The organism is Mycolicibacter sinensis, from assembly GCF_001673565.1.
Taxonomy (GTDB): domain Bacteria; phylum Actinomycetota; class Actinomycetes; order Mycobacteriales; family Mycobacteriaceae; genus Mycobacterium; species Mycobacterium sinense_C.
In genome coordinates, this window is sequence record NZ_LZMF01000034.1 from 21,942 (window position 1) to 43,095 (window position 21,154).

The window sequence follows — 21,154 nt, forward strand, 5'->3', positions numbered from 1 at the left end:
CTTTCCACGTGACGCTGACCGACGCGGCGCTGGCCGCCGAACTGGCAGTCGAGGCCGGAAAGCTGTTGCTCGAAGTTCGCGACGAGGTGGGATTCGGCCACCCGTGGCGCCTCGGCGACGCCGGGGACGCGCGCGCCAACCGCTTGATCCTCGACCGGCTGCGGGAGGAACGCCCCGACGACGCCGTGCTCAGCGAGGAATCCCCCGACGATCTGGCCCGGCTGCACGCCGACCGGGTCTGGATCATCGACCCGCTCGACGGCACCCGCGAGTTCACCACGCCCGGACGCGACGACTGGGCGGTGCACATCGCGCTGTGGCAGCGCGACGGCGCCGGCCCGGGTGCCATCACCGACGCCGCGGTCTCGCTGCCGGCGCACGGCAACGTCGTCTTCCGCACCGACACGGTCACCTCGGGCGCCGAGCCGGCCGGCACCCCGATCCCGATCCGGGTCGCGGTCAGCGCCACCCGGATGCCCGCGGTGGTGCGCCTGATCCGGGCGGTTCTGCCGGTCGAGCCGGTGCTGATGGGTTCGGCGGGCGCCAAGGCGATGGCCGTGGTGCGCGGTGACGTGGATGCCTACCTGCACGCCGGCGGGCAGTGGGAGTGGGATTCGGCGGCCCCGGCCGGCGTGGTGCAGGCGGCCGGCCTGCACGCCACCCGGCTGGACGGGTCGCCGCTGCGCTACAACCGCCCCGACCCCTACCTGCCCGACCTGCTGATGTGCCGGCCCGAGGTGGCGCCCGTGCTGCTGGACGCGATGCGGCGGACAGTCCTGTAGAGAGCGGGCTTTACAGTCGAGGGCATGCAATCGTGGTCCGCGCCGGCTGTTCCGGCCCTGCCCGGGCGCGGCCCGGCGCTGCGCCTGTATGACACCGCCGACCGGCAGGTCCGCCCGGTGTCGCCGGGCCCGACGGCCACCATGTACGTCTGCGGCATCACCCCGTACGACGCCACCCATCTCGGCCACGCCGCCACCTACCTGGTGTTCGACCTGATTCATCGGCTCTGGCTGGATGCGGGCCATCAGGTGAACTACGTGCAGAACATCACCGACGTCGACGATCCGCTGCTCGAGCGCGCCGACCGCGACGGCGTGAACTGGGAGAGTCTGGCGGCCAGCCAGGTGGAGCTGTTCGCCGCCGACATGGCCGCGCTGCGCGTGCTGCCCCCGCAGCACTACGTGGCGGCCACCGAGGCCATCGAAGAGGTAGTCGAGGTAGTCGAGAAATTCTTGGCCGCCGGATCGGCCTACATCGTCGAGGGCGAGCACCCGGACGTCTACTTCCGCGCCGACGCCACCGATCAGTTCGGCTACGAATCCGGCCTGGACCGCGCCACCATGCTGGAGTTGTTCGGCGAGCGCGGCGGCGACCCCGACCGCGACGGCAAGACCGACCCGCTGGACGCCCTGCTGTGGCGTGCCGCCCGGCCGGGCGAACCCAGCTGGCCCGCGCCGTTCGGCGCCGGACGCCCCGGCTGGCACGTCGAGTGCACCGCGATCGCCCTGAGTCGCATCGGCACCGGCCTCGACATCCAGGGCGGCGGATCCGACCTGATCTTTCCGCACCACGAGTTCTCCGCCGCCCACGGCGAATCCCTCACCGGGGAGCGCCGATTCGCCCGGCACTACGTGCACGCCGGGATGATCGGCTGGGACGGGCACAAGATGTCCAAGAGCCGCGGCAACCTGGTGCTGGTGTCGAAGTTGCGCGCCCAGGGCGTGGAGCCGGCGGCGATCCGGCTGGGCCTGCTGGCCGGCCACTACCGCAGCGACCGGTTCTGGGACGAAGCGACGCTGCAGGACGCCCGAGCCCGGCTGGAGCGCTGGCGTGCGGCGACCGCGCTGCCCGCCGGCCCGGACGCCGGCGACGTCGTCGGGCGACTGCGCCGATACTTGGCCGATGACCTGGACACCGTCAAAGCGCTTGCGGCAGTAGATGGTTGGGCGACCGACGCGCTGGAGTACGGCGGTCACGACACCGCCGCGCCCGCCCTGGTGGCCACCGCGGTCGACGCCCTGCTGGGCATATCCCTCTAGGCGCTGTAGTCCCGAGTCGCGCCGCGGGTAGTTTGGCCGCATGGTTTCGATTCACTCCCAAGTCATCTTCATTACCGGCGGCGCGCACGGTATCGGCGAGCAGCTGGCCCGCCGGCTGCACGCCCAGGGCGCCTCTGTGGTGGTGACCGACCTAGATGGGGCGGCCCTGGACAAGCTGGCCGATGATCTCGGTGACCGGGTGCTGACCGCGGTCGCCGATGTGCGGGATCTGGGCGAAATGCAGTCGGTGGCCGCACAGGCCGTGCAGCGTTTCGGCGGCATCGACACCGTGGTGGCCAACGCCGGCATCGCCAGCTACGGGTCGGTGCTGAATGTCGATCCCGAGACGTTCAAACGGGTTATCGACGTCGACGTGGTCGGGGTGTTCAACACCGTGCGCGCCGCACTGCCGTCGGTCATCGAGCGTCGCGGGTACGTGCTGATCGTGTCCTCGCTGGCGGCGTTCACCCCGCTGGCCGGGATGGCGTCCTACGACGTGGCCAAGGCCGGGGTCGAGCACTTCGCCAGTGCGCTGCGCCAGGAGGTCGCCTACCAGGGCGTCGAGGTCGGTTCGGCGCACATGGGCTGGATCGACACCCCCTTGGTTCGCGATACCAAGGCCGATCTGGGGGCCTTCGACGAGATGCTGGCCAAACTGCCGTGGCCGCTGAACAAGACCACCACCGTCGACAAGTGTGTCGACGCCTTCGTCGCGGGCATCGAGGGCCGTCGTCGCCGCGTCTACTGCCCGGGCTGGGTGGGGGTGTTGCGCTGGCTCAAGCCGGTGTTGACGCTGCGGCCGGTGGAAGCCCCCTTCATCAAGGGCGCTGCCACCATCGTGCCGCGGATGGACGCCGAAGTCGCCGCCCTGGGGCGCTCCACCAGCGCGTACAACGAGGCCAGGGAAAAGGAAAAGTAGCCCGGCGGTTCAGCGAGGCTCGACGTAGGAGAGGCGAAGCTGGGACCGCCGCATGAGCCCGGCGGTTCAGCGTCGGCGCCGGCGCAGATAGCGCTCGAACTCCGCGGCCAGCGCGTCGCCGTCGATCTTGTTCAGCGCCTCGGTCATGTCGACCTCGGCGTCGCCGCGTTCCTCCAGCGAGGCCACGTAGTCGGCGATCTCGTCGTCCTCGCTGGCCATCTCGGTGACCGCCAGCTCCCACTCCTCGGCTTGGGCCGGCAGATCGCCCAGTGGCACCTCGACGTCCAGGGCGTCCTCCACGCGGCGCAGCAGCGCGACGGTCGCCTTGGGATTGGGCGGCTGCGAGACGTAGTGCGGCACCGCCGCCCAGAACGTCACCGCCGGAATCCCGGCCGCCACGCAGGCGTCCTGGAATACCCCGGTGATCCCGGTCGGACCCTCATAGCGGGTCTCGGTCAGCCCGAAGCGGGTGGCCGACTCCGCCGAGTACGCCGCCCCCGACACCGGCACCGGGCGGGTGTGCGGGGTGTCGGCCAGCAACGCCCCGAGGATCACCACGGTGTCGACGTCGAGTTGCTCGATGACCGCCAGCAGCTCGGCGCAGAACGTCCGCCAGCGCATGTTCGGTTCCACGCCGTGCATCAGCACGATGTCGCGGTCGCTGCCCGGCGGCCGGCAGTGCGAAACGCGCATCGACGGCCACACCAGCTCGCGGGTGACGCCGTCGAGCTGGCGGATCACGGGCCTGTTGACCTGATAGTCGTAGTACGCCTCGTCGTCGATATCGACGATGAGCCGGGCCTCCCAGATGTCGTTCAGGTGCTGCACCGCGTCGCTGGCGGCATCGCCGGCGTCGTTCCAGCCCTCGAATGCGGCCACCACAATGGTGTCGTGCAGCTCGGGAAACGCAGTGCCGTCATCCGGTCGGGTCACAAAGTCAGCCTACGGCGTGCGCACTGATCACGGGCTCTACTCCCACCGGCTGAGTCGCCTTGTTCATCGGGGCGTTCGTCCCTGCGCCGGGTGAGCACGTAGACTCTTCTGCGTCGAGAGGCGTTGCAACGGTTCGCCGGAATCTGCCGGTGGCCGCCACGCTCGACAGAGTTAAGGACGCCTTCCGTCACGGAAGGACCCCGCATGACCGCCCCTGAGCCCGAAACCTTCGCGCCCAACATCCGGCCCGACGCCACCGACGAGCTGACGGCTGCTCTGGGCGCGCGGATCCTGGTGATCGACGGCGCGATGGGCACGGCGATTCAGCGGGACCGTCCGGACGAGGCCGGTTACCGCGGTGAGCGGTTCGCCGAGTGGCCGTCCCCGCTGCAGGGCAACAACGACCTGCTCACCCTGACGCAGCCGCAGATCATCGAGGGCATTCACCGCGAGTACCTCGAGGCGGGCGCGGACATCCTGGAGACCAACACGTTCAACGCGAACGCGATCTCGCTCTCCGACTACGACATGGTCGACTTCAGCTATGAGCTGAACTACGCCGGTGCCGCCCTGGCCCGCAAGGCGGCCGACGAATACAGCACGCCGGACAAGCCCCGCTACGTGGCCGGCACGCTCGGACCGACGACGCGGACGGCGTCGATCTCGCCGGACGTCAACGACCCGGGTGCCCGCAACGTCTCCTACGACCAGCTGGTCGCCGCCTACCTCGAAGCCGCCAACGGCCTGGTCGACGGTGGCGCCGACATCATTCTCATCGAGACGATCTTCGACTCGCTGAACGCCAAGGCCGCGGTGTTCGCCGTCGAGACGCTGTTCGAGGACCGCGGACGCCGCTGGCCGGTCATCATCTCCGGCACCATTACCGATGCGTCCGGGCGCACCTTGTCGGGTCAGGTCACCGAGGCGTTCTGGAACTCGATCCGGCATGCGAATCCGATCGCGGTGGGCCTCAACTGCGCCCTGGGCGCGCCGGAGATGAGGCCCTACATCGCCGAGATGGCGCGGATCGCTGACACCCACATTTCCTGCTACCCGAATGCCGGGCTGCCCAACGCCTTTGGCGAGTACGACGAGTCCCCGGAGCGTCAGGCCGGCTACATCGCCGACTTCGCCGAGGCCGGCCTGGTCAACCTGGTTGGGGGTTGCTGCGGAACGGCGCCGGAGCACATCGCCGAGATCGCCAAGGTCGTCGAGGGCAAGCCACCGCGCGCGCTGCCCAGGATCGAGCTGGCCACCCGGCTCGCGGGCCTGGAACCGCTCAACATCACCGACGACTCGCTGTTCGTGAACATCGGTGAACGCACTAACATCACCGGCTCCGCCCGGTTCCGCAACCTGATCAAGGCCGAGGACTACGACACCGCGCTGTCGGTCGCCCTGCAGCAGGTCGAGGTCGGTTCGCAGGTCATCGACATCAACATGGACGAAGGCATGATCGACGGCGTCGCCGCGATGGACCGGTTCACCAAACTGGTTGCGGCCGAGCCGGACATCAGCCGCGTCCCGGTGATGATCGACTCCTCCAAATGGGAGGTCATCGAGGCGGGCCTGAAGAACGTGCAGGGCAAGCCGATCGTCAACTCGATCTCCATGAAGGAGGGCGAGGAGAAGTTCATCCGCGAGGCACGGCTGTGCCGCAAGTACGGCGCCGCCGTCGTCGTGATGGCCTTCGACGAGCAGGGCCAGGCCGACAACCTGGAGCGCCGCAAGGAGATCTGCGGGCGCGCCTACCGGATCCTGACCGAGCAGGTCGGCTTCCCGGCCGAGGACATCATCTTCGACCCGAACTGCTTCGCGCTGGCGACCGGCATCGAGGAGCACGCGACCTACGGCATCGACTTCATCGAGGCCTGCGCCTGGATCAAGGAGAACCTGCCCGGGGTGCACATCTCCGGCGGCATCTCGAACGTGTCGTTCTCGTTCCGGGGCAACAACCCGGTCCGCGAGGCGATCCACGCGGTGTTCCTGTTCCACGCCATCAAGGCCGGCCTGGACATGGGCATCGTCAACGCCGGAGCGCTGGTGCCCTACGACTCGATCGACCCCGAACTGCGGGAGCGCATCGAGGACGTCGTGCTGAACCGTCGCGAGGATGCCGCCGAGCGGCTGCTGGAGATCGCCGAACGGTTCAACTCCTCCGAGAAGGCCGAAGATCCCGCGGCAGCCGAGTGGCGCAGCCTCCCGGTCCGCGAACGGATCACGCACGCCCTGGTCAAGGGCATCGACGCAAACGTCGACGAAGACACCGAGGAGCTTCGGGCCGAGATCTCCGCCGCGGGCGGCCGGCCGATCGAGGTGATCGAGGGTCCGTTGATGGACGGCATGAACGTCGTCGGCGACCTCTTCGGTGCGGGCAAGATGTTCCTGCCCCAGGTGGTGAAGTCGGCCCGGGTGATGAAGAAGGCCGTGGCGTACCTGCTGCCGTATATCGAGGCGGAGAAGCAGCCCGGCGAGGGCGATCACACCAACGGCACGATCGTGATGGCGACCGTGAAGGGCGACGTCCACGACATCGGCAAGAACATCGTCGGGGTCGTGCTGCAGTGCAACAACTACACCGTCATCGACCTCGGTGTGATGGTGCCCGCCGACAAGATCCTGGCCGCGGTCAACGAGTACGACGCCGACATGGTCGGCCTCTCCGGCCTGATCACCCCGTCGCTGGAGGAGATGGCGGGCTTCGCCGCCGAGATGGAACGCGAAGGTCTTCAGATCCCGCTGCTGATCGGCGGCGCGACCACCTCGAGCGCCCACACGGCGGTGAAGATTGCGCCGCGGCGCAGCGGTCCGGTGATCTGGGTCAAAGACGCGTCCCGCTCGGTGCCGGTCGCTGCCGCGCTGCTCGACGACAAGCAGCGGCCGGCGCTGCTGGAGCAGACCGCGGCCGACTACGCGTCGTTGCGGGAACGGCACGCCCAGAAGAACGAGCGGCCGATGGTGCCGCTGGAGAAGGCGCGTGCGAACCGGACGCCGATCGAGTGGGACGGCTACACACCGCCGGTGCCCGTCCAGGGCCTCGGTGTCCGGGAGTTCCTGGATTACGACCTCGCCGAGTTGCGCGAGTTCATCGACTGGCAGCCGTTCTTCAACGCGTGGGAGATGAAGGGCCGCTTCCCCGACATCCTCAACAACCCGGCTTCGGGTGAGGCCGCCCGCAAGCTGTACGACGACGCCCAGCAGATGCTCGACCGCGCGATCGAGGAGAAGTGGCTGACGGCTAACGCGGTGATCGGGTTCTTCCCGGCCAACGCGGTGGGCGACGATGTCGAGGTCTACACCGACGAGTCCCGTACCGAGGTGCTGACGATGTTCCACAACCTGCGCCAGCAGGGTGCGCACCGGGCCGGCATCCCGAACCGGTCGCTGGGTGACTACATCGCCCCGAAGGAAACGGGTCTGGCGGACTACATCGGCGCCTTCGCCGTCACCGCGGGGCTCGGCAGCGGCGAGAAGATCGCGGAGTTCAAGGCGGACCTCGACGACTACAGCGCGATCCTGCTGGAGTCGGTCGCCGACCGGCTGGCGGAGGCCTTCGCCGAACGGATGCACCAGCGGGTTCGCAAGGAGTTCTGGGGATTCCAGCCGGACGAGGCCTTGGACAACGAGGCACTCATCGCCGAGAAGTACCAGGGCATCCGCCCGGCGCCGGGCTACCCGGCCTGCCCGGAGCACACCGAGAAGGCGACGATCTGGAAGTTGATGGACGTCCAGGAGCGGACCCGGATCGAGCTGACCGACTCGATGGCGATGTGGCCCGGCGCCGCCGTCAGCGGCCTGTACTTCTCGCACCCCCAGTCGCAGTATTTCGTGATCGGCCGGTTGGCCCAAGACCAGGTCGCCGACTACGCGAAGCGCAAGGGTTGGACTTTGCCCGAAGCCGAGCGCTGGCTTGGCTCCAACCTCGGCTACAACCCGGAGGACTGAGCTCTGCGCGCGGTGCTCTGGGACATGGACGGCACCCTGGTCGACTCCGAGAAGCTGTGGGATGTCGCGATGGATGCCCTCTATGACCGCCTCGGCGGGGTGCTGACGTCGGAGGTCCGGGCGGCCACCGTCGGCGGTTGCGCGGAGAACACCATGCGCATCGTCTACGACGATCTGGGGCTGCCGCTCGACGCGGCGGCGATGGCGGAGTCGGCGCACTGGCTGCACGACTACACCGCCGGGCTCTTCGACGCCGGCCTGCCCTGGTGCGACGGTGCCCGCGAGCTGCTCGACGGACTGACCGCGGCGGCGGTGCCGATGGCCCTGGTGACCAACACCCCGCGGGTGCTGGCCGAGCGGGCGCTGAACACCATCGGCCGGCACTACTTCGCAGCGGTGGTCTGTGGCGATGAGGTGGGCAGGGGCAAGCCGGCACCGGATCCCTACCTGCGGGCCGCCGAGCTGCTGGAGCTGGATCCGCGCTGGTGTCTGGCGGTGGAGGACTCGCCGACCGGCGCGGCGGCGGCCGAGGCGGCCGGCTGCGCGGTGCTGGTGGCGCCCAATGCGATCCCGGTGCCGCCCGGGCCGCGGCGTCGTCAGGTGACCACCCTGGCCGGTCTCGAGCCGGCGGGCCTGGCCGAAATCCACGCCGATCTGGCCGGACCGCAGCGGGCCGGCGCCGGAAACCGCCGTGACTGCCGCTGATGGCGCATGAAACAATCCCTGCTCGTGAAGACCTTCGAGGAGCTGTTCGCCGAACTCGGTGAGCGCGCCGCCACCCGGCCGGCCGGCAGCGCCACCGTCGCCGCGCTGGACGCCGGGGTGCACACCGTCGGCAAGAAGATTCTGGAAGAGGCCGGCGAAGTATGGATGGCCGCCGAGCATGAGTCCGACGACGCCCTGGCCGGGGAGATCAGCCAGCTGCTGTATTGGACCCAGGTGCTCATGATCTCGCGCGGGCTGACGCTGTCCGACATCTACCGGAAGCTGTGAGCATGTTGCGTGTCGCGGTCCCCAACAAGGGGGCGCTCAGTGAATCCGCCGCGGCGATGCTGGCCGAGGCCGGCTACCGCAGCCGCAGCGACGCCAAGGATCTGACGGTCATCGATCCGACCAACAAAGTCGAGTTCTTCTTCCTGCGGCCCAAGGACATCGCCATCTACGTCGGGTCGGGGGAGTTGGACCTGGGGGTCACCGGCCGGGACCTGGCGCTGGAATCCACTGCGCCGGTGCGCGAACGGCTGGCGCTGGGATTCGGCTCGTCGCGGTTCCGCTACGCCGCCCCGGCCGGGCGGGACTGGGCAGTGGCGGATCTGGCCGGCAAGCGCATCGCCACCGCCTATCCCAACCTCGTTCGGAAAGACCTGGCGGCCAGAGGGATCGAGGCGACCGTCATCCGTCTGGACGGCGCGGTGGAGATCTCGATTCAGCTCGGGGTGGCCGACGCGATCGCCGACGTGGTCGGGTCGGGCCGCACCCTGCGCCAACATGACCTGGTGGCTTTCGGTGAGACGCTGTGCGATTCGGAGGCGGTGCTCATCGAGGCCGCCAAGCCGAATGGCCGCAGCCAACAGACGGCCGCAGCACGTGATCAGCTGGCGGGCCGGGTGCGCGGCGTGGTCTTCGGCCAGCAGTACCTGATGCTGGATTACAACTGTCCGCGTGCGGCTCTCGAGCAGGCTGCCGCGATCACCCCGGGACTGGAGTCTCCGACCATCGCCCCGCTGGCCGAGCCGGACTGGGTGGCGGTGCGCGCCCTGGTCCCGCGCCGCGAGGTCAACGCGATCATGGACGAACTGGCCGCCATCGGAGCCAAGGCCATTCTGGCGTCGGACATTCGCTTCTGCCGATTTTGAGCAGTGCCGGCGTGTTAGCGTCCGGGGGATCCTAGGAGGCCCGAAGTGACGCATTTCCTTGTGCTGCTGCTCGCGTTGTTGATCGGCGTCGTCGCCGGGCTGCGTGCGCTGACGGCGCCGGCGGTCGTGGCGTGGGCGGCCGCGCTGCACTGGATCAATTTGGAGGGCACCTGGGTTCAATGGCTGAGTCATCCGGTGAGCGTCGCCATCCTGACCGTGCTGGCAGTCGGTGAACTGGTCACCGACAAACTTCCCAAGACACCGGCCCGCACGGCAGCGCCGTCGTTCGCCGCCCGCCTTGCCTTGGGCGCCTTTGCGGGCGCCGTTATCGGCACGGCCTGGGCCTACACCTGGTCGGCGCTCGGGGCGGGTGTCATCGGTGCGGTCCTGGGCACGCTGGGCGGCTATGAGGCCCGCACACGCCTGGCCGCATCCCGCGGGCGCGACCTGCCGATCGCACTGCTGGAGGACGGTCTCGCGGTCGCGGGCGGTATCGCGATCGCCGCGTTCACCGCGGTCGTGTGAGCTGAGGCGTTCAGCGTCGCTGCACCAGCAGCGTCTGCGCTGACGTCCCGATGAACCCGCTGCAGTCGAACAGCTCCGCGGTGGTCGCGCCCACGCCGTCCGGCCCGATCGAGGCGCGGGCCCGCAAGCCGAATTCTTCTCCGGCCGGCAGCCGGTGCAGATGCACCACGGTGTCGGTGTTCATGAACACGTATTCCTCGGTGTCCAGGGCGGCGCCGATGCCGTTGGCCGAGTCGACCACCATGGCCAGCCGCTGCAGGGCGGTGGTCGGCTCGGCGTCGACCAGATGTACCCGGGGACTCAGCCAGGCCACCGCCGCGCCGTCGGAGGAGTCCGGCTGGGCGCGCCACTGAACGGACCGGGCATAGCCGGTGCTCTGGGCGAACCACGCCGGCGGCGGCAGCGACGGTCCCTGGGGCAGCGGCGGGTGCCGGTCGGCGGCCACCACGGTGGTGTCGGTGGTCGCCAGCGCCCACGCGCTCAGCCGAGCCACCGGACGGTCGTCGTCGCAGGACCGCATCTCGGCCTCCAGCAGCCGGATCCGCCTGCCCGAGCGCTGCACCCACGCGTGTACCCGCACCGGAGCCACTGGAATCGCGCCCAGAATGTCCAGGGCCAGCCGGGCGATCCGCTGGCCGGAGCCCGCGATCAGATTTTCGATTTCGCGAGTGAGCAACGCCAGCGGCGGTGAGCCGTGCTGCAGATTGGGCCCCCAGACGCTGCCGGTGAGTTGCGTGGACTCGAACACGTCTCCCGCGTCGGTGCCCGGTGCCCGACGGTAGTAGCTGCCGGTCATGCGGCGTCGTCGGCCGGCCAGCCGGGGTAGGACGGCGGGGTCCCGCCGAACGCCGGGCACAGCGCGCGGTGCGCGCACCAGTCACACAACCGCGACCGATTGGGCCGGAAATCGCCTGTGGCGCCGGCGGTCTGAATGGCCCGCCAGATCGCGATCAAGGTCTTCTCGAAGCGCAGCAGCTCGGCGTGGTCGGGAGAGTAGTCCAGCATCTGACCGTCGGCCAGGTAGATCAGCCGCAGCTTTTCGGGCAGCACCCCGCGTGATCGCAGCAGCGCAACCGCGTAGAACTTCATCTGGAACAGCGCCTTGGATTCGGCAGCCGCGGACGGCCGGCCGGTGACTGATGGGGCTCTGCCGGTCTTGTAGTCGACCACCCGCAGGCCGCCGGAGGGCGCCACGTCGATGCGGTCGACGAAGCCCCGCAACAGGGTTCCGTCGGCCAGCTCGACTTCGACGCGCTGCTCGCAGCTCTGCGGATCGAACCGGCGCGGATCCTCCAGCCGGTAGTAGCCCGCCAGCAGTTTGCGGGCCTCGGCCAGCAGCTTCTCGGTGTCCAGCCCCTCGCCCAGGCCCGGCTCGGCGCTGATCAGCTGGTCCCAGGACGGGGCCACCAACTTCACGGCTGCCTCCGGTCCGCGCTGCGGCGCCGGCAGCGCGTAGAGCCGCTCCAGGGCGCCGTGCACCACCGAGCCGCGCAACTGCGCCGCCGAGGGGGCCTCGGGCAGCCGGTCGATCGCCCGGAAGCGGTACAGCAGCGGGCACTGTTTGAAGTCAGCCGCACGTGACGGGGACAACGCGGGCCTGCTCATACTCAGGCACCATACGGGCATGCACCGACAACCGGTCCGTCGCGCACGCTTTAGTGTTAGCGGCTGTGTCCGAATCGGGGATCTTCCAAGCGGGTGACCGGGCCCAGTTCACCGACGCCAAAGGCCGCCGCTACACCACGGTGCTGGTCCCCGGCGGCGACTTCCACACCCACCGCGGCGCCATCCCGCACGACGAGGTGATCGGGCTGCCGGACGGCAGCGTGGTCAAGTCCGCCAACGGCGATCCGTTCCTGGTGCTGCGGCCGCTGCTGGTCGACTACGTGATGTCGATGCCGCGCGGGGCGCAGGTGATCTACCCGAAGGATTCCGCGCAGATCATTCACGAGGGCGACATCTTCCCCGGGGCCCGGGTGCTGGAGGCCGGCGCCGGCTCGGGTGCGTTGACGCTGTCGCTGTTGCGGGCCGTCGGGCCGCAGGGCCGGGTGATCTCCTACGAGCTGCGCGACGACCACGCCGAGCATGCCCGCCGCAACGTCGAGACCTTCGTCGGGCACCTGCCCGACAACTGGCAACTGAAGCTGGGCGATGTCGCCGACTGCGACATGCCGGCCGGATCGATCGACCGGGTGGTGCTGGACATGCTGGCGCCGTGGGAGGTGCTCGACACGGTGTCGCGGGTGCTGATTCCCGGTGGGGTACTGGTGATCTACGTCGCCACCGTGACCCAGCTCTCCGAGGTGGTGGAGGCGCTGCGCGGACAGCAGTGCTGGACCGAACCGCGAGCGTGGGAGACGCTGCAGCGCGGCTGGAACGTCGTCGGCCTGGCGGTCCGACCGCAACACGCGATGCGCGGCCACACCGCGTTTCTGGTCACCGCCCGCCGGCTGGCGCCGGGCACGGTGACCCCGACCCGGCTGGGGCGAAAACGCCCGGTGTGAGCGGTCAGGCCTCGGGGCCCCACAGCCGTGGGTTCATCGCATGCTCCGACGGCGGTTCCACGTCCACGGCACCGTCGGCGCCGATCGTGTACGGAAAGATCAGTCCTATCGCCGCGCCGTCGCGGTGCTCGACGCTGAACTCGATTCCGTCGCAGCGCTGCTCGGTCAAGGTGACGTTCAGCGCCACGACCGCGGCCCGCAGGCTGTCCTTGACCTCGGTGACGGCTCGCCAGTGCGCCGCCAGTTGTTCGACGACGGTCAGATCGGCCGATGCGGGGTAGTCGGGGGCGATCACCTGTTCCTCGCCGTCGACGGACACCGCCAACGCGAACGGCCGGAACTCACCGCCTGCCTTGATGCCAGCCAGAGCGAAGTCGACTGCAGCGGCGGTGAGCTCGTCAAGGTCGCGCTGCGCCTGTTCACTCACGGTGTCACGCCAACTCGGCATCGTCTGATCGCCTCCTCAACCCCGGTGAAACCGCTTGCGTGGCAGCCTCAGTCGTCGCTGCGGCTCAGCCCGCGGCGCACCGACAGCAACTCGATCTCCGGGCGGTCGGCCACCAGGCGCTCGGCGGCGTCCAGCACCTGCACCAGATGGGCTCGCTCGCCGGACACCGCGGACAGACCGATCCCGGCGCGCCGGTGCAGATCAGTCGAATCCGCCTCCGCCGCTGAAACATTGAACTTGCGACGTAGCTCCGCGACGATCGGGCGCACTACCGACCGCTTCTGCTTGAGCGAATGCACGTCACCGAGCAGCAGGTCGAACTCCAACCAGCCGATCCACATGGCTAGGGCGCGGGAGGCGCAGATGAGTCGGCGTGCGCTTTGCCGAACGCCAGCAACGTCTTGGCGGTCTCCTGGGATAGCTGCCAGCCGGCGTCGTGCGGCGTGAACTCCATCGGGAACGTGAACGCGCCGGTGTCGGGGTTGGCGGTGTTGATGGTGACGTCGGCGGTCACGTTGCCCGGGTGGCGGTCCGACCAGGTCAGCCCGGCGGCTTCGAGGCTCAGCGGTAGATATCCGCCGTCTTTGAGTGCGGTGGCGAACTTGTCGATGGTCTCGGCATCGGTGGGCTTGGCGCCCTCGACGAGGCCCACCTTCTCCGCGCCGGGAACCTCCGAATCGGACAGCCGGTAGAGCACGTCGGTCAGTGCCTCAGGCGCCGGCATCGCCGACACCGGCGCAGCAGCGGCCGTCGACATCGACCCCGATGTCGAGGGCTCCTCGACCGGCGCCTGCGCCGACTGGTGGCCGGTGCAGCCCGACAGCGCCAGCACCGCCGCCAGAGCGGTGATCAAGGCAAGGCGCTGCCGGAACATGCCAGCTGCGATCAGTTCGACGACGTCATCTGCGACAGCGTCATCAGCGAGGTCTTGGACAGCTTCCAGCCGCCCTGGTCCACGAACGTCAGGTTGACAGTGCGCGGCTCCATCTGCGGCCCGGAGGCGGTGACGTCGGCGGTGGCCGCGCCGAGGCCGGCCGGGGCGATGTTGGCCACGCTGATCGCCAGCGGGAACTTGCCGTTCGCGGCGGCCTTGGACATCTTGCGGTCCATGATGCTGCTCTCGACCGGCCCCAGCCCACCCTCGATCAGGTACGACTTGCCGGCGGCGGGGATACCCGGGTCGGCCAGCGTGTTGAGAACGTCGGTCAGCTGCTCCGGCGCCGGCACCGCGGCCGGCGGGTCCAGCGGCAGCGGCGCGCCGAACACCGTCAACTGCACCTGCGGGGTGACGGTTGCAACCGAGGTCACACCTGCTGCGGCCGCCCCGACGAGCGCGGCTGCTGCGATGCCTGTGGCTAGGTATTTCGCGGTCACAAAGGTCCTTTCGACGGCTGGAATCGTTACCAAGGCTAACAGCGTTTCCCGGTGTGTCGGATTGCCACAGCGCACGCGAATGCACAATGGCCGGTAGCGTTGAGGTATCCGTCGCTTCAACTTCCAGTTCGGGAAAGGAGCGCAACATGAACGACATGGAAGACTCAAAGCGTTCTGAGGCTTTCGATGCGTCCGGGGGGACGGGCGCGCCCGACGACGACCTGGCCGAGCTGGAGGAGCTGCGCCGCGAGGCCGCAGTGCTGCGCGAACAGTTGGACAACGCCCCGCAGGACACCGCCCGTGTCGGGCGCGACGTGCGGCAGCTCGAATCGCACATCGATTCGCTGACCGCGCGCAACTCCAAGCTGATGGACACCCTCAAAGACGCACGTCAGCAGCTGCTGGCCCTGCGTGAGGAGGTCGACCGGCTCGGACAGCCGCCCAGCGGCTACGGCGTACTGCTCGCCAGCCACGAGGACGAGACCGTCGACGTGTTCACCTCCGGGCGCCGGATGCGGCTGAACATCTCGCCGAACATTGACGTCAGCACGCTCAAGAAGGGCCAGACGGTGCGGCTCAACGAGGCGCTCACCGTGGTTGAGGCCACCGCCTTCGAATCGGTCGGGGAGATTTCAACCCTGCGCGAGGTGCTGTCCGACGGGCACCGGGCGCTGGTGGTGGGCCACGCCGACGAGGAGCGCATCGTGTGGCTGGCCGAGCCGTTGGTGGCCGCGGATCTGCCCGATAGCAATCCGGATGCGGCGTCCGACGACTGGCGTCCGCGCAAGCTGCGCCCCGGCGACTCACTGCTGGTCGACACCAAGGCCGGCTACGCCTTCGAGCGCATCCCCAAGGCCGAGGTCGAAGACCTGGTGCTCGAGGAAGTGCCCGACGTCAGCTACGGCGACATCGGCGGTTTGGGCCGCCAGATCGAGCAGATCCGCGACGCCGTGGAGCTGCCGTTCCTGCACAAGGAGCTGTACCGGGAGTACGCGCTGCGCCCGCCCAAAGGTGTGCTGCTCTACGGCCCGCCCGGCTGCGGTAAGACGCTGATCGCCAAGGCGGTGGCCAACTCGCTGGCCAAGAAGATGGCCGAGGTGCGCGGCGACGACGCCCACGAGGCCAAGTCGTACTTCCTCAACATCAAGGGCCCCGAGCTGCTCAACAAGTTCGTCGGCGAGACCGAACGCCACATCCGGCTGATCTTCCAGCGTGCCCGGGAGAAGGCGTCCGAAGGCACCCCGGTGATCGTGTTCTTCGACGAGATGGACTCGATCTTCCGCACCCGTGGCACCGGTGTCTCCTCGGACGTGGAGACGACGGTGGTTCCCCAGTTGCTCAGCGAGATCGACGGCGTGGAGGGGCTGGAGAACGTCATCGTGATCGGCGCCTCCAACCGCGAGGACATGATCGACCCGGCGATCCTGCGTCCCGGCCGGCTCGACGTGAAGATCAAGATCGAGCGCCCGGATGCCGAAGCCGCGCAAGACATCTTCTCCAAGTACCTGACCGTGGGGTTGCCGGTGCACGCCGACGACCTGGCCGAGTTCGGCGGCGACCGTGCCGCGTGCATCAAGGCCATGATCGAGAAGGTCGTCGACCGGATGTACGCCGAGATCGACGACAACCGGTTCCTGGAGGTCACCTACGCCAACGGTGACAAGGAAGTCATGTACTTCAAGGACTTCAACTCCGGGGCGATGATCCAGAACGTCGTCGACCGGGCGAAGAAAAACGCGATCAAGTCGGTGCTGGAGACCGGCCAGCCCGGCCTGCGCATCCAGCACCTGCTGGACTCGATCGTCGACGAGTTCGCCGAGAACGAGGACCTGCCCAACACCACCAATCCCGATGACTGGGCACGGATCTCGGGCAAGAAGGGCGAGCGGATCGTCTACATCCGCACCCTGGTCACCGGCAAGAGCTCCAGTGCGAGCCGGGCCATCGACACCGAGTCGAACCTGGGCCAGTACCTGTAAGCCTCGGATCTACCGGAACTGCTCTGTTGCGACTTTGGTCGCGCCGATAGCCGCATAGGTCCCGGTGAGGGCGACCATGCTCAGAGCCGCCCGCAGCGGCAGATCGCGGCGCACCAGGTGGCCGAAGCCGTTGACGGTGTCGGTGGTGTCGACCACCAGGGCGAGCCGCCTCCAGCGATGGCGTTCCTTGGTGCCGCTGGTGAGGTAGCCCAGGCCCATCGCGAATGCCCGTGCGCCATAGATCCGGGTCATGTAGGTGAGTTCGGGGGAGGGCGTGACTCCGAGGATTTTGGCGAATCCCCGCGGTGCGACCAGTGAGATGCCGGCGAGGATCACCCGGCCGAGTGCCATCAGGCTCAGGGCGCTGGTGCGACTCTCGTCGACGACGATGTCCTGAGTGACGTGTGCTGTTGCCATGCGAGCCTCCTTCGTCCGGCCGGCTAAGCTAGTGACTGACCGTCAGTCATGTTACCGTAGCGGTGGCTTCACGGCACTGTCAACGTGTTCGGGGCCGGCGGCACCGATGTCGCGGAAAGGAGAGGTGCCTTGGCGCAGCAGGGATCTCGAAGACGGCGCACGACGTTGCCCGCCGAACAACGGGAACGTCAGTTGCTGGAGGTGACCCGCGGCTTGCTGCTGGCCGACGGGCCGACCGAGCTGACGGTGGAAAAAGTCACCGCGGCGGCTCAAGTCGCCAAGGGAACGTTCTACCTGTACTTCGACTCCAAGGATCACCTGCTGGCCAGGCTGTGGGCCGACTACCTGGAGACCTTCCTGGCGACCGTGCGGGAGCAGCTCACCACGGCCACGCCCCCGGGCCCCGGTTGGCCCGCGGCGATCGATGTGCTGATCGAGCAGATGATCCGCTACGACATCGCCAATGCGGCCCTGCATCGGGCGGTGTTCTCACAAGCCTCCGGCGACGGGTTGCGCCAACTGCGCCTGGCCGATTCGAAGGTCATCACGCTGCTCGCTGATGCCATCGCCGCCGCGGTGGAGGCCGGGGCCGCATCGGTGGCCGATCCGCCCACTACGGCAGGACTTTTGTACTACGCCGTCGACGGCCTGTTGAACGCCGCGTACCTGGGCGAGACCGAACCGGACGCGGACGTCATCATCGCCGCGGCCCAGGAGATGGCCCACCGGACCCTACGCACCAACGGGCACCGCTGATGGCCTCGCCTAGGCTGAGGCCATGCAACGGATCATCGGGACGGAAGTCGAATACGGCATTGCTTCGCCGTCGGATCCGACCGCTAACCCGATCCTGACCTCCACTCAGGCGGTGCTGGCCTATGCCGCGGCGGCCGGAATCCCGCGTGCCAAGCGCACGCGCTGGGACTACGAGGTGGAGTCCCCGCTGCGCGACGCCCGCGGCTTCGACCTGAGCCGCTCATCCGGGCCCCCGCCGATCATCGACGCCGACGAGGTCGGCGCGGCCAACATGATCCTGACCAACGGGGCCCGGCTCTACGTCGACCACGCCCACCCGGAGTACTCCGCGCCCGAGGTCACCGACCCGATGGACGCGGTGATCTGGGACAAGGCCGGCGAGCGGGTGATGGAGGCCGCCGCCCGCCACGTGGCCAGTGTGCCCGGGGCCGCCAAGCTGCAGCTCTACAAGAACAACATCGACAACAAGGGCGCCTCCTACGGCACCCATGAGAACTATCTGATGAGCCGGCAGACGCCGTTTTCGGCGATCATCGCCGGGCTGACCCCGTTTTTCGTGTCCCGCCAGGTGATCTGCGGGTCCGGTCGCGTCGGTCTGGGCCCGGCCGGCGACGAACCGGGCTTCCAGCTCTCCCAGCGCGCCGACTACATCGAGGTCGAGGTCGGCCTGGAGACCACCCTCAAGCGCGGCATCATCAACACCCGCGACGAACCGCACGCCGACGCCGACAAGTATCGCCGGCTGCACGTCATCATCGGCGACGCCAACCTCGCCGAGACCTCGACGTATCTGAAGGTCGGCACCACCGCGCTGGTGCTCGACCTCATCGAGGAAGGCCCCGAGCACGGCATCGACCTGAGTGATCTGGTTCTGGCCCGCCCGGTGCGTGCGGTGCACGTGATCAGCCGTGACCCGACGCTGCGGGCCACCGTCGCGCTGGCCGACGGCCGGGAGATGACCGCCCTTGCGCTGCAACGGATCTACCTGGACCGGGCGGCGAAGCTGGTCGACGCCCGCGATCCCGATCCGCGCGCCACCCACATCATCGAGACCTGGGCGCGGGTTCTCGACCAGCTGGAACGCGACCCGATGGAGTGCGCCGACCTGCTGGACTGGCCGGCCAAGCTGCGCTTGCTGGAGGGTTTCCGGCAGCGGGAGAACCTGAGCTGGTCGGCTCCGCGGCTGCACCTGATCGACCTGCAGTACTCCGACGTCCGGCTGGACAAGGGCCTCTACAACCGGCTGGTCGCCCGCGGTTCCATGCAGCGGCTGATTACCGAACAGCAGGTGCTCGACGCGGTAGACAATCCGCCGCCTGACACCCGTGCCTACTTCCGCGGGGAGTGTCTGCGCCGGTTCGGCGCCGACATCGCCGCGGCCAGCTGGGACTCGGTGATCTTCGACCTGGGCGGGGAGTCGCTGGTCCGGATTCCCACCCTGGAGCCGCTGCGCGGCAGCAAGGCCCACGTCGGGGCGCTGCTGGACTCGGTGGACAGCGCGGCTGAACTGGTCGAACAACTCACCACCTAAGCCCGCCGGCGACGCGGTGTCGACCGGTAGGGTGGAGAAACCGACGTGCGCGTGATGCGCAAGCCGATGTAGATGCAGGAGGCAGCGATGGCTCAGGAGCAGACCAAGCGTGGCGGTGGCGGTGGCGACGAGGACGACCCCACCGGTCCCGCGGCCGCCGGCCAGGAGCGTCGCGAGAAGCTGACCGGGGAGACCGACGACCTGCTCGACGAGATCGACGACGTGCTGGAGGAGAACGCGGAGGACTTCGTGCGCGCGTACGTCCAAAAGGGCGGCCAGTGAGCTGGCCCTTCCATGACCGCCTACCCGTCCAATCCGCGCTCCCGGGGCTGCCGTCCAACTCGGTAGACCTGTCGTCGTTCTCGGACTTCCTGCGCCGCCAGGCGCCGGATCTGTTGCCGGCGGGCAGCGCGGGCTTGAGTTCGACCGCAGGCGCTGAGCTGCCGCACGGCACCACGATCGTCGCGCTGAAATACCCCGGCGGTGTGGTGATGGCCGGCGACCGGCGCTCCACCCAGGGCAACATGATCGCCGGGCGCGACGTCCAGAAGGTCTACATCACCGACGATTACACCGCCACCGGCATCGCCGGCACCGCGGCGATCGCCGTCGAGTTCGCCCGGCTCTACGCCGTCGAGCTGGAGCATTACGAGAAGCTCGAAGGGGTGCCGCTGACGTTCGCCGGAAAGGTCAACCGGCTGGCGATCATGGTGCGGGGCAACCTGGGTGCGGCGATGCAGGGGTTGCTGGCGCTGCCGCTGCTGGTGGCCTATGACATCGACGAGGCCGACGTCGAGCACGCCGGGCGCATCGTGTCGTTCGACGCCGCCGGGGGCTGGAACATCGAGGAGGAGGGCTACCAGGCGGTGGGCTCCGGGTCGCTGTTCGCGAAGTCTTCGATGAAGAAGCTCTACGGACAGGTGACCGACTCGGATTCGGCGCTGCGGGTGGCCATCGAGGCGCTGTACGACGCCGCCGACGACGACTCGGCCACCGGCGGACCGGATTTGGTGCGCGGCATCTACCCGACTGCGGTGACGATCGGCGCCGACGGTGCTGTCGACGTTCCCGAGGAGCGGGTCGCCGAACTGGCTCGGGAGATCATCGAGAGCCGTACTCGCGGTGGGGGGTCCACACCCAAGGCCGGCGCAAACAAGAAGGGCGCGGGTAAGAAATGAGCTTCCCGTATTTCATCTCGCCCGAACAGGCGATGCGTGAACGCGGCGAGCTCGCGCGCAAAGGCATCGCCCGCGGCCGCAGCGTGGTGGCGCTGGCCTACGCCGACGGCGTGCTGTTCGTCGCCGAAAACCCCTCGCGCTCACTGCAGAAGATCAGCGAGCTCTACGACCGGGTCGGGTTCGCCGCCGCGGGCCGGATCAACGAGTTCGAGAACCTGCGTCGCGGCGGAATCCAGTTCGCCGACACCCGCGGGTATGCCTACGACCGCCGTGACGTCACCGCACGCCAGCTGGCCAACGTCTACGCCCAGACTCTGGGCACGATCTTCACCGAGCAGGCCAAGCCCTACGAGGTCGAGCTGTGCGTGGCCGGGGTGGCCTACCAGGGGCAGACCAAAGCCCCTGAGCTGTACCGGATCACCTACGACGGGTCGATCACCGATGAACCGCACTTCGTGGTGATGGGTGGCACCACCGAGCCGGTGATCGCCGCGCTCAAGGACTCCTACACCGAGAACGCCGAGTTGGCCGACGCCTTGCACATCGCGGTCAACGCGCTGAAGAAGACCGACTCCGGCAACGGTGCCGAACAGCGTGAGTTGGGCCCGGGCACCCTGGAGGTGGCCATTTTGGATGCCAACCGGCCGAAGCGGGCATTCCGCCGGATCGCCCGGGCGACGCTGGAAGAGTTGCTACCGCAGGCGGATTCGTCGGGGGAGACATCTGGCGACGCTTCCGGCTAGGGAT

The 21,154-nt window shown here is 68.6% G+C and carries 23 protein-coding genes; 15 read left to right on the forward strand and 8 right to left on the reverse strand.

Annotated features, from left to right (window positions below; genetic code table 11):
- Positions 1-8 precede the first annotated feature (8 nt).
- Genes A5648_RS05630 through A5648_RS05640 form a run of 3 tightly spaced genes read left to right on the forward strand, consistent with a single transcriptional unit; the run spans position 9 to position 2,961 of the window.
- Positions 9-782, forward strand: a complete 774-nt coding sequence (locus A5648_RS05630; RefSeq protein ID WP_082966333.1) for a 3'(2'),5'-bisphosphate nucleotidase CysQ — start codon at positions 9-11, stop codon at positions 780-782.
- A gap of 24 nt (positions 783-806) precedes the next feature.
- Positions 807-2,042 carry a cysteine--1-D-myo-inosityl 2-amino-2-deoxy-alpha-D-glucopyranoside ligase gene (mshC, locus tag A5648_RS05635; RefSeq protein WP_065023594.1) on the forward strand — a complete coding sequence of 412 codons (1,236 nt, stop codon included), beginning with the start codon at positions 807-809 and terminating at the stop codon, positions 2,040-2,042.
- Between the two features lie 40 nt (positions 2,043-2,082).
- The gene (locus A5648_RS05640) at positions 2,083-2,961 is read left to right on the forward strand and encodes an SDR family oxidoreductase (RefSeq protein WP_065023595.1); all 879 of its coding nucleotides are present in this window, start codon (positions 2,083-2,085) and stop codon (positions 2,959-2,961) included.
- Positions 2,962-3,027: 66 nt separating this feature from the next.
- On the opposite strand, the gene A5648_RS05645 is transcribed toward A5648_RS05640, so the two are convergent.
- Positions 3,028-3,894 (reverse strand): PAC2 family protein, encoded by an 867-nt coding sequence (locus A5648_RS05645; protein WP_065023596.1) that lies wholly within the window; start codon positions 3,892-3,894, stop codon positions 3,028-3,030.
- 204 nt (positions 3,895-4,098) lie between these two features.
- On the opposite strand from A5648_RS05645, the gene metH reads away from it, so the two are divergent.
- From metH to A5648_RS05670, 5 genes are read left to right on the forward strand one after another with little or no spacing between them, the layout of a single operon-like run.
- On the forward strand, positions 4,099-7,839 hold the full coding sequence (metH, locus tag A5648_RS05650; RefSeq protein ID WP_065023597.1) for a methionine synthase: 3,741 nt from the start codon (positions 4,099-4,101) through the stop codon (positions 7,837-7,839).
- A 3-nt stretch (positions 7,840-7,842) separates the two neighbouring features.
- Entirely contained in the window at positions 7,843-8,544 is a 702-nt protein-coding gene (locus tag A5648_RS05655; RefSeq protein ID WP_065023598.1) for an HAD family hydrolase, read from the forward strand.
- Positions 8,545-8,550: 6 nt separating this feature from the next.
- Positions 8,551-8,832 (forward strand): phosphoribosyl-ATP diphosphatase, encoded by a 282-nt coding sequence (locus A5648_RS05660; RefSeq protein WP_065023599.1) that lies wholly within the window; start codon positions 8,551-8,553, stop codon positions 8,830-8,832.
- A 2-nt stretch (positions 8,833-8,834) separates the two neighbouring features.
- Positions 8,835-9,695 carry an ATP phosphoribosyltransferase gene (gene hisG / locus A5648_RS05665; RefSeq protein ID WP_109470691.1) on the forward strand — a complete coding sequence of 287 codons (861 nt, stop codon included), beginning with the start codon at positions 8,835-8,837 and terminating at the stop codon, positions 9,693-9,695.
- Between the two features lie 45 nt (positions 9,696-9,740).
- Positions 9,741-10,220 carry a glycine zipper 2TM domain-containing protein gene (locus tag A5648_RS05670; protein ID WP_065023601.1) on the forward strand — a complete coding sequence of 160 codons (480 nt, stop codon included), beginning with the start codon at positions 9,741-9,743 and terminating at the stop codon, positions 10,218-10,220.
- A gap of 10 nt (positions 10,221-10,230) precedes the next feature.
- Here A5648_RS05670 and A5648_RS05675 read toward each other — a convergent pair whose 3' ends face one another.
- Both A5648_RS05675 and A5648_RS05680 read right to left on the reverse strand, forming a co-directional pair.
- Entirely contained in the window at positions 10,231-11,016 is a 786-nt protein-coding gene (locus A5648_RS05675; protein WP_065023602.1) for a thioesterase family protein, read from the reverse strand.
- On the reverse strand, positions 11,013-11,825 hold the full coding sequence (locus tag A5648_RS05680; RefSeq protein WP_207511606.1) for a RecB family exonuclease: 813 nt from the start codon (positions 11,823-11,825) through the stop codon (positions 11,013-11,015). The genes A5648_RS05675 and A5648_RS05680 overlap by 4 nt, the downstream gene beginning before the upstream one ends.
- Positions 11,826-11,890: 65 nt before the next feature.
- On the opposite strand from A5648_RS05680, the gene A5648_RS05685 reads away from it, so the two are divergent.
- The gene (locus A5648_RS05685; protein WP_065023604.1) at positions 11,891-12,724 is read left to right on the forward strand and encodes a tRNA (adenine-N1)-methyltransferase; all 834 of its coding nucleotides are present in this window, start codon (positions 11,891-11,893) and stop codon (positions 12,722-12,724) included.
- 4 nt (positions 12,725-12,728) lie between these two features.
- Here the strand turns inward: A5648_RS05685 and A5648_RS05690 are convergent, their stop codons facing one another.
- From A5648_RS05690 to A5648_RS05705, 4 genes are all read right to left on the reverse strand, one after another.
- Positions 12,729-13,151: a hypothetical protein gene (locus A5648_RS05690; RefSeq protein WP_131810528.1), complete on the reverse strand. Its 423-nt coding sequence runs from the start codon at positions 13,149-13,151 to the stop codon at positions 12,729-12,731.
- A gap of 68 nt (positions 13,152-13,219) precedes the next feature.
- Complete coding sequence (locus tag A5648_RS05695; RefSeq protein WP_065023606.1) at positions 13,220-13,513, reverse strand: DUF503 domain-containing protein; 294 nt, start codon at positions 13,511-13,513, stop codon at positions 13,220-13,222.
- Positions 13,514-13,515: 2 nt separating this feature from the next.
- On the reverse strand, positions 13,516-14,046 hold the full coding sequence (locus A5648_RS05700) for a hypothetical protein (RefSeq protein WP_065023607.1): 531 nt from the start codon (positions 14,044-14,046) through the stop codon (positions 13,516-13,518).
- A gap of 11 nt (positions 14,047-14,057) precedes the next feature.
- On the reverse strand, positions 14,058-14,546 hold the full coding sequence (locus A5648_RS05705) for a hypothetical protein (RefSeq protein WP_065023608.1): 489 nt from the start codon (positions 14,544-14,546) through the stop codon (positions 14,058-14,060).
- Between the two features lie 155 nt (positions 14,547-14,701).
- Here A5648_RS05705 and arc point away from each other — a divergent pair, with 155 nt between their 5' ends.
- On the forward strand, positions 14,702-16,525 hold the full coding sequence (arc, locus tag A5648_RS05710; protein WP_065023630.1) for a proteasome ATPase: 1,824 nt from the start codon (positions 14,702-14,704) through the stop codon (positions 16,523-16,525).
- A 9-nt stretch (positions 16,526-16,534) separates the two neighbouring features.
- Here arc and A5648_RS05715 read toward each other — a convergent pair whose 3' ends face one another.
- Positions 16,535-16,942, reverse strand: a complete 408-nt coding sequence (locus A5648_RS05715) for a hypothetical protein (protein ID WP_065023609.1) — start codon at positions 16,940-16,942, stop codon at positions 16,535-16,537.
- Positions 16,943-17,107: 165 nt separating this feature from the next.
- Between A5648_RS05715 and A5648_RS05720 the strand changes: the two genes are divergently transcribed.
- The 5 genes from A5648_RS05720 to prcA all read left to right on the forward strand — a co-directional run bounded on the left by A5648_RS05720 (position 17,108) and on the right by prcA (position 21,150).
- The gene (locus A5648_RS05720; protein WP_234787294.1) at positions 17,108-17,698 is read left to right on the forward strand and encodes a TetR/AcrR family transcriptional regulator; all 591 of its coding nucleotides are present in this window, start codon (positions 17,108-17,110) and stop codon (positions 17,696-17,698) included.
- 22 nt (positions 17,699-17,720) lie between these two features.
- A complete protein-coding gene (gene dop / locus A5648_RS05725) occupies positions 17,721-19,229 on the forward strand; it encodes a depupylase/deamidase Dop (protein ID WP_065023610.1) in 1,509 nt (502 codons plus the stop codon).
- An 87-nt stretch (positions 19,230-19,316) separates the two neighbouring features.
- On the forward strand, positions 19,317-19,511 hold the full coding sequence (locus tag A5648_RS05730; protein WP_013828730.1) for a ubiquitin-like protein Pup: 195 nt from the start codon (positions 19,317-19,319) through the stop codon (positions 19,509-19,511).
- Positions 19,508-20,407, forward strand: coding sequence for a proteasome subunit beta (gene prcB / locus A5648_RS05735; RefSeq protein WP_065023611.1), 900 nt, complete (start codon positions 19,508-19,510; stop codon positions 20,405-20,407). Before A5648_RS05730 ends, prcB begins: the two co-directional genes overlap by 4 nt.
- Positions 20,404-21,150: a proteasome subunit alpha gene (prcA, locus tag A5648_RS05740; RefSeq protein WP_065023612.1), complete on the forward strand. Its 747-nt coding sequence runs from the start codon at positions 20,404-20,406 to the stop codon at positions 21,148-21,150. Before prcB ends, prcA begins: the two co-directional genes overlap by 4 nt.
- Positions 21,151-21,154 lie beyond the last annotated feature (4 nt).

What these genes read in the sequence shown, in the direction of transcription:
- mshC (WP_065023594.1), top strand. Translation starts at nt 807, where the DNA reads ATGCAATCGTGGTCCGCGCCGGCTGTTCCGGCCCTGCCCGGGCGCGGC.
- A5648_RS05640 (WP_065023595.1), top strand. Translation starts at nt 2,083, where the DNA reads ATGGTTTCGATTCACTCCCAAGTCATCTTCATTACCGGCGGCGCGCAC.
- metH (WP_065023597.1), top strand. Translation starts at nt 4,099, where the DNA reads ATGACCGCCCCTGAGCCCGAAACCTTCGCGCCCAACATCCGGCCCGAC.
- A5648_RS05660 (WP_065023599.1), top strand. Translation starts at nt 8,551, where the DNA reads ATGAAACAATCCCTGCTCGTGAAGACCTTCGAGGAGCTGTTCGCCGAA.
- hisG (WP_109470691.1), top strand. Translation starts at nt 8,835, where the DNA reads ATGTTGCGTGTCGCGGTCCCCAACAAGGGGGCGCTCAGTGAATCCGCC.
- A5648_RS05675 (WP_065023602.1), bottom strand. Translation starts at nt 11,016, where the DNA reads ATGACCGGCAGCTACTACCGTCGGGCACCGGGCACCGACGCGGGAGAC.
- A5648_RS05680 (WP_207511606.1), bottom strand. Translation starts at nt 11,825, where the DNA reads ATGAGCAGGCCCGCGTTGTCCCCGTCACGTGCGGCTGACTTCAAACAG.
- A5648_RS05695 (WP_065023606.1), bottom strand. Translation starts at nt 13,513, where the DNA reads ATGTGGATCGGCTGGTTGGAGTTCGACCTGCTGCTCGGTGACGTGCAT.
- A5648_RS05700 (WP_065023607.1), bottom strand. Translation starts at nt 14,046, where the DNA reads ATGTTCCGGCAGCGCCTTGCCTTGATCACCGCTCTGGCGGCGGTGCTG.
- arc (WP_065023630.1), top strand. Translation starts at nt 14,702, where the DNA reads ATGGAAGACTCAAAGCGTTCTGAGGCTTTCGATGCGTCCGGGGGGACG.
- A5648_RS05715 (WP_065023609.1), bottom strand. Translation starts at nt 16,942, where the DNA reads ATGGCAACAGCACACGTCACTCAGGACATCGTCGTCGACGAGAGTCGC.
- dop (WP_065023610.1), top strand. Translation starts at nt 17,721, where the DNA reads ATGCAACGGATCATCGGGACGGAAGTCGAATACGGCATTGCTTCGCCG.
- A5648_RS05730 (WP_013828730.1), top strand. Translation starts at nt 19,317, where the DNA reads ATGGCTCAGGAGCAGACCAAGCGTGGCGGTGGCGGTGGCGACGAGGAC.
- prcA (WP_065023612.1), top strand. Translation starts at nt 20,404, where the DNA reads ATGAGCTTCCCGTATTTCATCTCGCCCGAACAGGCGATGCGTGAACGC.